This window comes from Spongiivirga sp. MCCC 1A20706, assembly GCF_046524175.1.
Taxonomy (GTDB): Bacteria; Bacteroidota; Bacteroidia; order Flavobacteriales; family Flavobacteriaceae; genus Spongiivirga.
This window is the reverse complement of the sequence record NZ_JBEFZF010000007.1, coordinates 102758-116271: the sequence shown is the minus strand read 5'-3', so window position 1 is coordinate 116271 and position 13514 is coordinate 102758. Positions and strand designations below refer to the sequence as shown.

The following is a 13514-nucleotide window of genomic DNA, read 5'->3' as shown; positions in this document are numbered from 1 at the left end:
AAATTTAGTAACTCCAGTAAATTGGACTGATTAACTGGGTATCTTTTAAATTCAGAATAGAAACTATTATTAAACGTATTTCTTATTTCATGGGCAATTTCATCTATTTGTTTATTTAAGGAACAATCATCCCATTTATGGGATAGATATTTCTTTTTAAGTTTATAAAAAAGTTTAGGTTGGTATTTATGCAATTTTATTATTCGATTCCTGGAGGTACCACATCAAGCACAAAACCCACTCATTTGAGTGGGTTTCTTGTTTTTAGATTAATTGGAAAGTGATCTTGCTAAAAACGATAAAAGCAAGAAACAACTAGCCGAAAGCGATAGGGTTTTGTATTTGCAGTATCGGTTTCAAAGGAGCGTTAACCGAATGGTAAATGATTCCTGAAGAAGTTATTTTTCTAGTAGAGGTTGGATTAATTCCTACACCCAAAATCTCAAATCTGATATCTCAAATCTAGCTTCTAATTCACCACCTTTTATTTCTAAAAGCTCTTTGCTTAGCATATGCTACCGTATGTTCTAAATAGTCTACTGTATCATACAATGGCATTGGCAAAATTGATTCCAGCAAACGCGTATCATATTCATAGGGAGTTGATGTTAAATAAGGCTCTAAATGAACACCAATGCTGTTATAATACACTTTTTCAAGTTTGGTGGTGATCGTGTCGATTACATCAAAAGTTGGAGGGACAATCTCAAGTTTGTTGAAATTCACGGTTTTCGCTATCCGTTGGATGCCATTAAAAAGACTCGTACTATTAGGGTGAACAATGTTTAATTCTGTTATATCCATGGTGAACACTTTTTCAATGATAGAAGCTGCATAATCAACAGGAATAATATTGAGGCCAGTATTTTTATTAATGGCAATGCGAATGGTATCATTTACAAACGGATTGTTGTAAAAAAACTTAGCCAACAAGTAATACACCATATATTTTGATATAAAATACTGTGGATTGTCAAATATATTTCCACCTAAAACACTAGGCCTCAAAATTTGAAGCGGAATGTTTTTGGCTTCCGACTCTTTAATTAAATGCTGCTCGGCTAAATATTTAGATTCCTCATAAAAATTGCGAAAGTTGGGTTTACTACCTTTCTTATGAAAAGAATTGGGTATAACACCGCCTATATCACCAATACTATAGGCTGTGCTGATATATATAAACTTCAAAACATAGTGTTCAAAGCAATCGAATATTTGTTTTGTAAAGTCCAGATTCTCCTTAAAAATTTCATTTTTATGTGTAGGGTTGGTAGAAAGGTTGACAAAACCGGCAGCATGAATGCAAAACACTTTTTCATCAGCTTGAAGATAGCTGCTAGGATTAAAAAAATTTTGATTATCTAAAACCGTAATTTTCAGTAATTGTTTGTCTATAGTTTCAGATATCTCTTTAGGCGCTGCCTTACTAGAAAGTATCCTCTTAAGGCGTTGTACAGCGGTTACTTCCTTTTTATCGCGTATTAAGAGGTATAACTTCTTAATGTCTGTCCTTAACAGTAGTTTGTATAACAAGTTAGATCCTAAAGTGCCTGTTGCGCCTGTTAAAAGTATGTTCATGGTTGGTAAATAAACTCCAAAAGTAGTTGGTTTTTGGTAATTAGCTGATTTTATTACCAAAACAAAACGTTAAATGTACTATTGTAGTAAGATGAACTTGTTGAATTCAAGGGTGAAAACCATATTCTTTTAAAACCTTGCTAATTTTATTCCGTTTGTCAATGTGATTTGATGAGTATTTGTACATTACAACAATTTTGTGCCTAAAATGAATTTAGTAATTGATGCCGGAAATACGAGACCTAAACTTGCCGTTTTTGAAAAGGAACGTATACTTGTTAAAAACACCTCATCATACAAAGATTTAGGTCAGGATATAGATGCTATTTTAAGTGATTATAGTAAGATGGAGCGAATTATAGTTTCATCGGTTGCAAAACTCGACAATCAGTTGGTGAATAGGCTTTCCGAAAAATTGCCGACACATACACTATCGCATGAAAGCAAGTTGAACTATACCAACCTATATGAAACGCCTAATACCTTAGGGGTAGATAGAATTGCCTTAATGAGTGCGGCAGCTAAGTATTTTCAATATCAAAATGTGTTGGTAATTGATGCTGGGACCTGTGTTACTTTCGATTTTAAGAATAATCAAAATGAATATTTGGGTGGTGCAATTTCTCCCGGTTTACAAATGCGATATAACTCCTTAAATCACTACACAGCTAATCTACCACAACTAGAACCGGAAAAATTGTCATCATTTATTGGTGTATCAACAGAAAGCGCTATTCATTCAGGAGTGTTGAACGGATTGGCCCAAGAGATTGACGGGGTGATTAATCAATACCGCCAACGTTATAAACATTTAACAGTTATTTTAACAGGGGGTGATGTGAAAATCTTTGCAGAATACCTAAAAAATAGCATATTTGCGGATTCAAATTTTCTTTTGAAGGGCTTAAATACCATTCTAGAGTATAATAAAAATCAATGATCAGACCACTTTTAGTAGTTTTAGCTTTAATGGCTTGTGCTTCTACTTTTGCACAAAATAACTCGGCTTCTCCCTATTCATTTTTCGGTTTTGGCGATGTCAGGTTCAGAGGAACAGTAGAAAATAGAGCCATGGGTGGCCTAGGAGTATATTCAGACAGTATACACTTAAATCTGAATAATCCCGCTTCATTAGGAAAACTTAAACTAACTACTTTTGGAGTAGCAGGAGGTCAGAGTTTTTTAAATCTAGAAAGTGAAACAGCCAAGGAAGATGCGAGCAGTACAACACTTAATTATCTTGCATTAGGTATTCCTTTAAATAAATTAGGTGCATTCAGTTTCGGAGTTTTACCTTATTCGTCGGTTGGGTATCGTATTGAAGACCTTGCTGAAAATGGGACTTCATTAAATCAATTTAATGGAGAGGGAGGAGTAAATAGAGCTTTTTTATCATATGGTATTCAACCTTTCAAAGGCTTTTCAGTTGGTGCAACCGCACATTATAATTTTGGAAAAGTGACAAACTCACAATTGGGTGTTAGTGAAGGTGTGCAGTTTGCTACAAGACAAGATAAAGAGTCCTCCTTATCGGGTATAAGCTTTGATCTTGCGATGAATTATGAGTATGCATTTAAAAACGATTATACCTTGTATACATCATTTGTTTTTAGACCGGAGGCAGAAATCACATCAAAAAATACGCAAAATATTTCAACTATTTCTTTTACTGCTGTTGGCAGTGAGGTGCCTATTGAAACAGTAACCTCTGATCTTGGCGCAAGTGCTGAAACTATTACCAAATTACCTCAAAATATGACTTTTGGTCTCGGATTTGGAAAAGAAAAGAAGTGGTTTTTAGGTGCGGAGTATAGTATATTGGATAATGAAGAGCTTGGTAACCCGTTTAATAGAGTGGGTAATGAAGTGTATGAAGATGGTAGTCGTTTTTCTGCGGGGGGCTTTTTTATTCCTAACTATAGTAGTATTACAAGCTATTGGCAAAGGGTGGTGTATCGAGTGGGAGTGCGGTATGAAGAAACAGGCTTAAGGCTTAATAACATTAGCACAAATGACTTTGGCATGTCTTTTGGAGTAGGACTACCGGTAAGGAATTTTTCTAATGTCAACCTAGGTATTGAATATGGACAAAGAGGAACGACTTTCCAAAAAAGAATAAAAGAAAATTATTTTAACATAAATATCAGTTTATCTTTGAACGATAAATGGTTTGTTAGAAGAAAGTACAATTAAAACATAACTACTAAAATTTTTATGATGAAGGCGAAAATGTCATTAGTTATTCTGGGCTTGTTTGCAATGGTACAATTAACCAATGCGCAGGCTAATACAGATGAATGTAGAACCACACTGTCTATTTTCAGTGAACATTACAAAGTGAAAAATTATAAGGCGGCTTTTGAGCCCTGGAAAAAAGTGTACACAGAGTGCCCTGATTTCCATATAGCTACCTATGCGTATGGGCCTAAGATTGTTGAATACATGATAGAAAACGAAGGTTCAGCAGCTGAAAAAGAAGGTTACAAAAAGCTGTTGATGGAAGTGTATGAAAATCGAATGAAGTATTTTGCTTCCAAGACAAAAATTGGAGATATAAAATCTAAGATGGGTGATGCGATGATGAAGCATAAAATGGGAGCTCCTGATAAGGTAATAGCTGTATATGACGAAGCTTTTACAAAAGACAGAAAGAACTTTAAAAACCCTAAAAGTTTATACAATTATTTTGACTTGTATTACAAGCAGCATGAGGCTGGTAAAGTTTCGTTAGAAGATCTTTTTACCAAGTATGAAGAGCTTTCTGAAAAATTTGAAGAAGAAAGCAAGTCGCTTGCAGGGCAGTTAAAGACAATTTTACAAAAAGAAGATGCAGGTACGCCTTTAACATCTAAAGAAAAAAGAACTAAAAAGAGAGCAGAGACTAATGTTAAAGCCATTGGTATTTTTTCTGGAAATTTAGATGCTTTAATTTCGGCAAAAGCCTCTTGTGAGAATTTGGTGCCGCTATACCAAAAGAATTTTGATACTAATAAGACAAATGCAGTTTGGCTACGAAGAGCAGCAAGCCGCATGGTAAAGAAAGAGTGTACTAAGGACCCAATGTTCTTTAAATTAGTTGAATCACTTACTGCGGTAGATCCATCAGCAGGAACGTTAAGACTAGCAGGAAAACTTGCTGAAGAGCAGAAGAAATATGACAATGCCTTAGAATACTATAATCAAGCGGTTGACATGTATGAGGACAGTTTTGATAAGGCTAAAATTTATTTAACTATAGCAAATCTTGCAAAAAAGAGAGGACAAAAGTCTAAAGCTAGAAACTATGCAAATAAAGCGTTAGCTGAAGATCCATCAATGGGTAAAGCATATTTGCTTATTGCTACCTTATACGGTTCTAGTGCAAACCAATGTGGCAACAGTACTTTCGAAAAGAAATCTGTATATTGGTTAGCAGCTGACACCGCTAGAAAGGCTGGAAGAGTAGATGCTTCCTTACGATCTAGAGCGAATAAATTAGCCAATTCTTATGATGCCAGAGTACCTTCGAAGTCTGAGATTTTTAACGGAGGTATGGCAGGTAAGTCTCTTTCTATAGGATGTTGGATTGGTAGAACGATAAAAGTGCCAAACTTATAAGATGCGATTTCGCATAACAAATAATATTTTAAATAGTGTCATAGTTTTTACTATGACACTATTTTTTTCATGTAAAAACGACTTTAAAGAGGTAGAAGCCTTATCAAAATCATCAAAATTTCCTTCGGGTGAAGGCAAAAATATTCGACTTACCTATACCGATTCTGGTAAAGTGGTTGTGATACTTCGCAGTCCATTAAGTCTTGATTATTCCAATCAAAGTTTTCGATATCGTGAGTTTCCAGAGGGTATCCATCTAGAGTTTTATGATGAAAATAAAAACAAAAGCGAGGTAACCAGCGATTATGCTATTTTATATGATGCCACGAGCCTTATCGACTTGCAGGGTAATGTAGAAATCAAAACACATGACGGAGGACTATTAAAAACATCACAATTGTATTGGGACCAAAATAACCAGTGGATGTTTACTAAAAAAAAGTTTACCTTTATAAATGATGATGCGCCTTTAAATGGGATAGGTATAGAAGCCGATCGAAACTTTAAAAAAATACATATCGGAGATGTTGATTATAGTGAAATACCCATCGAAGACATCGAGCAAGAAGAGTAACAATTCATGAAGTATTACAAGTATTTTCAATTTGCGTATATCGCGTTTGCAGTATTGTTCGTTTACGAAGCAATTTCTGTGTGGGGTAGCAATCGTACTCGGTCGTATACCCTTTTATTTTTAGCAGCTGTTGCTATTTTTGTTTTCTTCTTTAAACGCAGGTTCGCAAAGAAAATACAAGATCGAAACAACCAACGATAAATGGATTATCAGTTATTGATAATTAGTATTGCACTTATTCTTTCGGCTTTTTTTTCAGGCATGGAAATAGCCTATGTCTCTGCAAATAAGATTCATATTGAAATTGAAAAAAAGCAAGCTGGATTTCTCTCCAGTATACTGCACAAAATAACAAAACGTCCTTCAAAATTTATTGCCACTATGCTGGTGGGAAATAACATCTCACTGGTAATTTATGGCTTTTATATGGGAGACTTGCTCATGCAATTTATTGCTAAGGAGTATTCCGGACTTAGTGGTGCCAGTAGTTTACTAATTCAAACCGCCATCTCTACCTTAATCATCTTATTAACCGCAGAGTTTTTACCAAAGGTTTTTTTTCAAATATATGCCAACACCTTAGTAAAGGTTTTTGCCTTACCCGCTTATCTATTTTATCTTGTTTTTACTCCCATTTCTGAATTCGTACTTTGGATATCGAATATCGTATTAAAAAGCTTTTTTAAAACTGATGGAGATCAAGTACAATTGGCCTTTAGTAAAGTAGAACTTGGTGATTACATCACGGAGCAAATGGAAACTGTCAATGAACATGATGACGTTGATAGCGAGATACAGATTTTTCAGAATGCCTTGGAGTTTTCTGGAGTTAAGGCTCGGGAAGTGATGGTTCCACGAACAGAAATTGCAGCTTTAGAGATCCATGAATCACCTTCTGTTTTGCGTAAAATGTTTATTGAGACCGGTCATTCTAAAATTCTTATTTATAAAAATACTATTGATGACATCATCGGGTATGTGCATTCATTCGAGTTATTTAAAAAACCAAAAACCATCAAAAGCATTTTGTTGCCCATTGAGTTTATACCTGAAACGATGATGGTAAACGATGTATTAGACGTGTTGACTAAAAAACGTAAGAGTGTAGCCGTTGTTTTAGATGAATATGGAGGTACTAGTGGACTTATTACTGTCGAAGATATAATTGAAGAGCTGTTTGGGGAAATTGAAGATGAGCATGATGTAACCGATCTTATTGAAGAACAATTATCTGAAAATACCTATAAATTGTCAGCCCGCCTTGATGTTGATTACATTAATGAAACCTTCAAATTAGACCTGCCAGAAGAAGAGCACTACGAAACTTTAGGTGGTATGATTACCAGTCATACGGAGAATATCCCAGAACAGGATGAAATCGTCCAAATAGAAGAATATCAATTCACGATTTTAGAGGTTTCAAACACTAAAATTGATACTATTTTATTGGAAATATTAGATAAAGAATAGTCCTTGATTTTCTCATTTTATTTAGCAGATGTCAGTTGTAAATCACGCTATAAAAAATGGCGATTCATCCCTTATAATTACTGCGATTTACCTTTTAACTTTCGGCATTAAATCGTATTTTCGCCCACTGAATTTTATAAATATTTGATATAATGGCGATTTTAGGGAAAATTAGAAGTAAGGGTATCTTTCTAATTCTAATTATCGGACTTGCGCTTCTAGCTTTTGTATTTACCGGTATTATCGATCAAGGTGGTGCAGGTGCAAACAACAATTTAAGTGCTATAGGGTCTGTAAACGGGGAGACTATCAACTTAGACGATTTTAGAGCACAAGTTGAAAATCTGCGAAGAGGAAGACAGAATACAAGTACTACTCAAGTGGTAAATTCCGTTTGGGACCGTGAAGTTAGAAAAACCTTATTAGAACAGCAGTACGAAGATCTTGGTATTAGTATTGAAAAAGATCAAATTTGGAGTGCTATTATTTCCAATCCACAAATCACTTCTAATCCACAATGGATGAATGAAGATGGCGTGTTTGAAGAGCTAAAGCTAAAGGAATATATTTCAAGAATTCAAGCCACTGCTAAAGACGATCCCTTAGCGGCACAACAATACCAAGCTTGGATAAATTTTGAGCAAAGTACCGCTGATATAGCGCGTGAGCAATTGTATTTTAATATGATAAAAGCGGGTGTTGGTGCTACACTTTCTGAAGGTGAATTCGCTTATCGTATGGAAAATGACAAGCTTGATATGCAGTATGTGCAAATTCCGTTTACCAGTATTGCAGACAGCTCAGTTACAGTAACACGTTCAGAAATTCAGGCATATATTGATAGTCATGAAACCACATTTAAGGTTGATGAGTCTAGAGATGTGCAGTATGTCCTTTTCGAAGAGAATCCATCTAAAGCAGATGAAGATGCAGTAAAAGAAAAAGTTAGTGGTTTGATTGAAAACTACAAGGATATTTCAATTTCTGCTGATTCTATTATTGGATTTAGAAATACCACAGATCATGAAGCTTTTTTAGGGGAGAATTCTGATATCAAGTTTAATGATAAGTTTTTATTTAAGACTCAAATGATCACCGAAGTTGCCGATGATGTTTCGAAATTGGCTGTTGGTGATATCTACGGACCTTATGTTTATGAAAATAGCGTAATCGCTACCAAAATGGTTGCAAAGCAGCAACTAGCTGATTCTGTGCAGTCAAGCCATATTATAGTGCCTTATATTGGCGCACAACGGGCTCCGGCTGATGCTTTAACAAAAGAGCTGGCTAGAAAGAAAATAGATAGTATTTTTCCATTAGTAAGAAGAGATAGAGCGAAGTTTACGGAAGTAGCTGATAGTATTAATGCTGATGGTTCTAAAGGAAAAGGTGGTGATATTGGTTGGACAACATATAGTACGATTAATGACAATACCTTTGACCGTGATTTTAGCGATTTTATTTTCTTCAACGAAAAAGGAGATATTAAGGTAGTTGAGACAAAATTTGGTATTCATATCATCCGTATTGATGATCAAAAAGCGTTCAAAGAAGCATACAAAATAGCAAACTTAGGGCTGGCGGTTGAGCCTTCTGAAGAAACAATCAGCAGTGTGTTCAATACTACAACTAAATTTGAGTTAGCGGCTAAAAAAGATGGTGCTAGTTTCTTAGAAGTAGCCAAAGAAAATAATTATACGGCTAGACCGGTAAATAAGATTGGTGAGTTTGATGAGAATATACCCGGTGTTGGTAATCAAAGAGGCATGGTGCAGTGGCTATTTGAAGAAGACACAAAAGTAGGAGATATTCGCCGTTTTGATCTTGCCAGTGGGTATGCAGTCGCACAGGTAACGGGGTCGACTTCAGAGGGCCTGTCTTCTGTAGAAGATGCATCAGCTAGAGTATTACCTATTTTAAGGAAACAAAAGAAAGCTGAGATTATTAAAGGAAAGTATGCAGAGACCGATTTAAGCGAGTTGGCGAAAGCGGCAAGTACATCGGTTCGTACAGCCAATGCGGTTAGTATGCAAAGCCCAACAATTTCAGGTGCAGGGTCTGAACCAAAAGTTGTGGGTTATGCATTTGGTTTAGGTGAAGGAGAAAGCAGTGCACTAATCGAGGGAGAAAAAGGAATGTATATGGTTAAAGTAACCAAACTTACGGAAGCCCCTAAGTTAGATAACTACTCCGCAAATGCTAATAGACTTACTACACAGCAGCGTAATGTGGTGAATCTACAAGTGTTTAATGCGCTTAAAGACGCAGCTGAAATCGAAGATAACAGAGCGGTGTTCTATTAAATTAAAGCACTGAAAAGTATATAAAAAGGGTTTCATTTTATGAAACCCTTTTTTGTTTTAAAAAAACTTCTTAATGGCTCAATGTAACGTTTACTAAAAGTAGTAGTACTTCTACAAATCAATCAAACTAATCAACATGAATAAGCTGTTATGTATTGTATTGTTCTTTTTCTTAATTCCAAGATCCAATCATCTTCAAACCAACAATGAAGTAGACAAGGATTTTACCACTGAAGTAGATAAGTACATCAACCTAGTTCAGAAACGGTATGGTATTCCGGGGATTTCAATAGCAATTATCCAAAACGATCAAGTTGTGTACCGTAAAAATATTGGTAAGGCGAATATCGAACATAATGTGCCACTAAATGACCGATCTATTTTCCGAGTGTACTCGTTAACCAAATTATCAGTTTCTGTTGCAATTTTTAAACTCATAGAGCAGGAAAAAATTAGTCTTAACGATCCTTTGTCGAAATATCTTTCAGATGTACCGCTTTCTTGGCAAACCATTCAAATAAAACATTTATTGACACATTCCTCAGGCTTACCCGATATGGCTCCTTTTATCGAGTTTGAGAGTCTTAATGAGCAACAAGCTAGAGAAAAGGTTTTTTCGCAGCCCTTGCGATTTGATGTAGGTACTCGATATGAGTATAATCAAACAGGTTTTTGGTTGCTAAAACGTATTATCGAAAAGATTACAAATACAGATTTGGAAAGCTATATTATTAAAAATCAATTTCAACCGGATAGAAACAGAACCAATGTTTTTCTTTCAAGTGACTCACGTCAAATTATATCAAATCGGGTAACACCATATTTTCCGTTTAGAACGGGGACTATGCTCATTGATCATTCATTTGGAGGCAATTATATAGTAGCGGCCAATGGCTTAAACCTTACGCTTGATCAGTTTATTAAATGGGATCACAACTTAACGACCAATCAATTAATAAATGAGCACTCGAAGAAGACAATGTGGAGCAATTTTGAATATGAAGATTCAAACAAGCAATTTGCTTATGGCTGGGATAAACATCAAGTTAATAAGGAAGTTTCTTTTGGTTTTTCAGGTTCATTGGTTACCGCGTATAGGCATTTCCCAAATAAGAAGCTGAGCATTATTTTTCTATCAAATGGGTTAGAGCATTATTTTAATATTGAAAGTGTCATGAATCATATTGCCGGTTTGGTAGATGGTGAGTTGATGGATATTAACAGTTACATTTTCGAGTCGTTATTGCAAACTGCGACCGAAAAGTCGTTTAAGGAATTTAAACAACAGTATGCAGAACTTTCAGAAAACCAAAAGAACCAGAATGTAAACCTTGAAGCACAGGTAAATAGTGTAGGGTATATGTTACTTAATATTCAACGGTTTGATCAAGCCTTAAAAATATTCGATTTTAATAAGGGTAAGTTTCCGGAGTCATGGAACACCTATGATAGTTTAGGTGAAGCTTATGAACTTACTGGTGACATGGAAAAGGCAATTATAAACTACAAAAAAGCCATAGCAAAAAATACGTTGAATGTGAATGATAATAATACAAGGTTGATCAGAAAGATTGAAGAACTTTCTAAGGAAAACTAATGTTCTTCACGAAGAATCATGTCTTTATATTGAACCACGGTATCATAGCCTTTCTGTTCGAAATATTGCATAGTGTCAGAATCTCCAGCGACGAGAATAAAGTCACCGCCCCAAGCACCTAAACTTTTTATAGCACCCTTATAATCAGGAAAAAGTTGGGTTTTGACAGGTGGTAGTGAGATAATGCTACTGATAAGTTGTTCATGTTCTTCAAGTAAATGTTGAAAGCTATTGAGGGTATTGGCTTCGCAAAATTGCATTCCGATAGCATTGATTTTTTTAAGTGGGAGGTCCGTTTTTTGGGATGCTCTGTAGCGTTTAATCCCTTCGCGGCTATCCTGTTTTTTATTAAGATGGACAAAATATAAATCATCTTTGAAAAGGGGATTGAATGCCGCTTTTTCAATAGTCGGCGTCCCATTTTGAATCTGATAGAAAACAGGGCCTTCTGCCTGCGCACACGCTATATCATATCCACTACCGGTAAATGTTTTGTTTAACAGGGTATATGGGTTAACTTTTGCCCATTGTGCCAAATTATTTAATAATGTTGATGATGATCCTAGCCCCCAGTTTCTTTTGAAATCTAGTTTGGATATGAAATGCAATCCATTTTTTTTGAATGCATCATACGCTAGTGTTTTTATACTTAAAAAAATTTGTTGAAGTCGTTTGGCAATCTCCTGATCGTTAGTGGTCCTGATTTGTAATTCCCGATCGAATGTACAATGAAACCAGCAAGTGTCGTAAAGATCTAGGCTTTCCCATTTAAAGCCGTCAATGTCACTTTCAAAAACAGTTAATTCTTGACCGTATGAAGTAGGAATTGCTAGTGCCTTGGCGCCGTCTAAAACCAAATACTCCGCAGTTAATAATAATTTTCCGTGACTTCTAAATCGCTGCATTAGTTATTCCTAAGTTGATTTATAAAATCAGTCACTGCACTATGGGTAATCGTATTTGAACTAAAATGCGTTTCAACTTGCTTTCGTTCTTCACTAGTGGCTTCTAATTGATTTAGGATGTTACCCAAATGCATTTTCATATGTCCTTCTTGTATACCAGATGTGGTAAGTGATCGCAATGCGGCAAAATTTTGAGCTAGACCGGCTACTGCAACAATTTTCATTAGTTGTTTGGCTCCGGGATTGCCTAACATATCTAAATTTAGTTGTACCAACGGGTGTAGCTTTGTTAATCCGCCAACAGTTCCTAAAGCGAGTGGAAGCTCCATCGAAAATTTAAAAATACCATTGGTAATTTCGGCATGACTCAAACTTTTATAGCGACCATTTTTCGAGGCATATGCATGCACCCCTGCTTCAATCGCTCTAAAATCGTTACCTGTGGCGATGACAACAGCATCGATACCATTCATAATCCCCTTATTATGAGTGACAGCTCGATAAGGTTCTATTTTAGCAATATTTACAGCGGTTACAAATCGTCTGGCAAAGTCTAGAGATTTTTCTGAATCATTAAATAGTTTTTCGACAGGACATTCTACCCAAACTTTTACTAAACATTCAGGAACATAGTTGGAAAGAATGCTCATGATTACTTCAATATTCTTCTCTTTATCATTAAAAAGCGGATAGGACAAAGCTTCTTTTTTTAAAGTTTTCGCAAACTGTTCTAGGCACGAGTTGATAAAATTGGCTCCCATTGCATCTAATGTCTCAAAACTACAATGCAATTGATAGTAGCCAGACATTTGATCGGTTTTATCTATTAATTCAATATCTAGAATACCACCACCGCGTTTTTGCATATTTCGGGTGATCGGTTCACTTTCTTTTAAAAAAATCGCTTTCTTTTCATTGAAAAAGGAACTTAATACGCTCTTACTACCATTAAAAATAAAATGTACTTGTCCTATTTTTATGGTAGATCGTACTTCTGCATGAAATCCGCCACGGGTTAACCAAAATTTAGCTGCATTACTGGCAGCGGCAACCACTGAGCTTTCCTCGATTGCCATTGGGATGCTTAGTAATGATCCATTAATCAAAAAGTTAGGTGCAATGCCCTGCGGTAAGTAGAAGTTGGTGATAGTGTTCTCAATAAACTCATCATGTAGCTGTTGCAGCTTTTTATCACTGTTCCAATACGATTTTAAAATCGTTATACCTTCTTCTTTATTGGTAAAATAGTGGGTAGCGAGCCAGTTTATTTTTTCTTCTTTAGGTAGTTTAGAAAAACCGTTAATGGGTTGCTTCATTCATTTAAGATCTAAATTTCAAAGATAAGGTGTTCTATAATATATATGGTGTTCTTCCTTGTCAATAAGTAGGGTTTAATGACTTTTGGTTGTTTTAATAGTGTATTTAATCTGATATATACAACAAATGACCGATATCACGAAAGACATATTACGAAATCCCTACTTTGTATG

At 35.5% G+C, this 13514-nt stretch carries 10 protein-coding genes; 7 read left to right on the top strand and 3 right to left on the bottom strand.

Features of this window, described 5'->3' with window-relative positions; translation table 11 throughout:
• Positions 1-474: 474 nt before the first annotated feature.
• Positions 475-1578, bottom strand: a complete 1104-nt coding sequence (locus ABN763_RS16090; protein ID WP_410486523.1) for an SDR family oxidoreductase — start codon at positions 1576-1578, stop codon at positions 475-477.
• A gap of 208 nt (positions 1579-1786) precedes the next feature.
• Here ABN763_RS16090 and ABN763_RS16085 point away from each other — a divergent pair, with 208 nt between their 5' ends.
• From ABN763_RS16085 to ABN763_RS16055, 7 genes are all read left to right on the top strand, one after another.
• Positions 1787-2518 (top strand): type III pantothenate kinase, encoded by a 732-nt coding sequence (locus tag ABN763_RS16085; protein ID WP_410486522.1) that lies wholly within the window; start codon positions 1787-1789, stop codon positions 2516-2518.
• Entirely contained in the window at positions 2515-3771 is a 1257-nt protein-coding gene (locus tag ABN763_RS16080; RefSeq protein ID WP_410486521.1) for a hypothetical protein, read from the top strand. Before ABN763_RS16085 ends, ABN763_RS16080 begins: the two co-directional genes overlap by 4 nt.
• A gap of 24 nt (positions 3772-3795) precedes the next feature.
• Positions 3796-5175: a tetratricopeptide repeat protein gene (locus ABN763_RS16075; protein WP_410486520.1), complete on the top strand. Its 1380-nt coding sequence runs from the start codon at positions 3796-3798 to the stop codon at positions 5173-5175.
• A gap of 1 nt (position 5176) precedes the next feature.
• Positions 5177-5749, top strand: a complete 573-nt coding sequence (gene lptC / locus ABN763_RS16070) for an LPS export ABC transporter periplasmic protein LptC (RefSeq protein WP_410486519.1) — start codon at positions 5177-5179, stop codon at positions 5747-5749.
• 201 nt (positions 5750-5950) lie between these two features.
• Positions 5951-7219 carry a hemolysin family protein gene (locus ABN763_RS16065; RefSeq protein WP_410486518.1) on the top strand — a complete coding sequence of 423 codons (1269 nt, stop codon included), beginning with the start codon at positions 5951-5953 and terminating at the stop codon, positions 7217-7219.
• Positions 7220-7371: 152 nt separating this feature from the next.
• Positions 7372-9522, top strand: coding sequence for a peptidylprolyl isomerase (locus tag ABN763_RS16060; protein WP_410486517.1), 2151 nt, complete (start codon positions 7372-7374; stop codon positions 9520-9522).
• Positions 9523-9658: 136 nt separating this feature from the next.
• Positions 9659-11119: a serine hydrolase gene (locus ABN763_RS16055; RefSeq protein ID WP_410486516.1), complete on the top strand. Its 1461-nt coding sequence runs from the start codon at positions 9659-9661 to the stop codon at positions 11117-11119.
• On the opposite strand, the gene ABN763_RS16050 is transcribed toward ABN763_RS16055, so the two are convergent.
• Both ABN763_RS16050 and ABN763_RS16045 read right to left on the bottom strand, forming a co-directional pair.
• Complete coding sequence (locus ABN763_RS16050) at positions 11116-12024, bottom strand: GYDIA family GHMP kinase (protein ID WP_410486515.1); 909 nt, start codon at positions 12022-12024, stop codon at positions 11116-11118. The genes ABN763_RS16055 and ABN763_RS16050 overlap by 4 nt on opposite strands.
• Positions 12024-13340, bottom strand: a complete 1317-nt coding sequence (locus ABN763_RS16045) for a hydroxymethylglutaryl-CoA reductase, degradative (RefSeq protein ID WP_410486514.1) — start codon at positions 13338-13340, stop codon at positions 12024-12026. The genes ABN763_RS16050 and ABN763_RS16045 overlap by 1 nt, the downstream gene beginning before the upstream one ends.
• Positions 13341-13514: the final 174 nt, after the last annotated feature.

Excerpts from the sequence above, each read along its gene's own strand:
- ABN763_RS16090 (WP_410486523.1), bottom strand. The coding sequence starts at position 1,578 with ATGAACATACTTTTAACAGGCGCAACAGGCACTTTAGGATCTAACTTG.
- ABN763_RS16085 (WP_410486522.1), top strand. The coding sequence starts at position 1,787 with ATGAATTTAGTAATTGATGCCGGAAATACGAGACCTAAACTTGCCGTT.
- ABN763_RS16080 (WP_410486521.1), top strand. The coding sequence starts at position 2,515 with ATGATCAGACCACTTTTAGTAGTTTTAGCTTTAATGGCTTGTGCTTCT.
- ABN763_RS16075 (WP_410486520.1), top strand. The coding sequence starts at position 3,796 with ATGAAGGCGAAAATGTCATTAGTTATTCTGGGCTTGTTTGCAATGGTA.
- lptC (WP_410486519.1), top strand. The coding sequence starts at position 5,177 with ATGCGATTTCGCATAACAAATAATATTTTAAATAGTGTCATAGTTTTT.
- ABN763_RS16065 (WP_410486518.1), top strand. The coding sequence starts at position 5,951 with ATGGATTATCAGTTATTGATAATTAGTATTGCACTTATTCTTTCGGCT.
- ABN763_RS16060 (WP_410486517.1), top strand. The coding sequence starts at position 7,372 with ATGGCGATTTTAGGGAAAATTAGAAGTAAGGGTATCTTTCTAATTCTA.
- ABN763_RS16055 (WP_410486516.1), top strand. The coding sequence starts at position 9,659 with ATGAATAAGCTGTTATGTATTGTATTGTTCTTTTTCTTAATTCCAAGA.
- ABN763_RS16050 (WP_410486515.1), bottom strand. The coding sequence starts at position 12,024 with ATGCAGCGATTTAGAAGTCACGGAAAATTATTATTAACTGCGGAGTAT.
- ABN763_RS16045 (WP_410486514.1), bottom strand. The coding sequence starts at position 13,340 with ATGAAGCAACCCATTAACGGTTTTTCTAAACTACCTAAAGAAGAAAAA.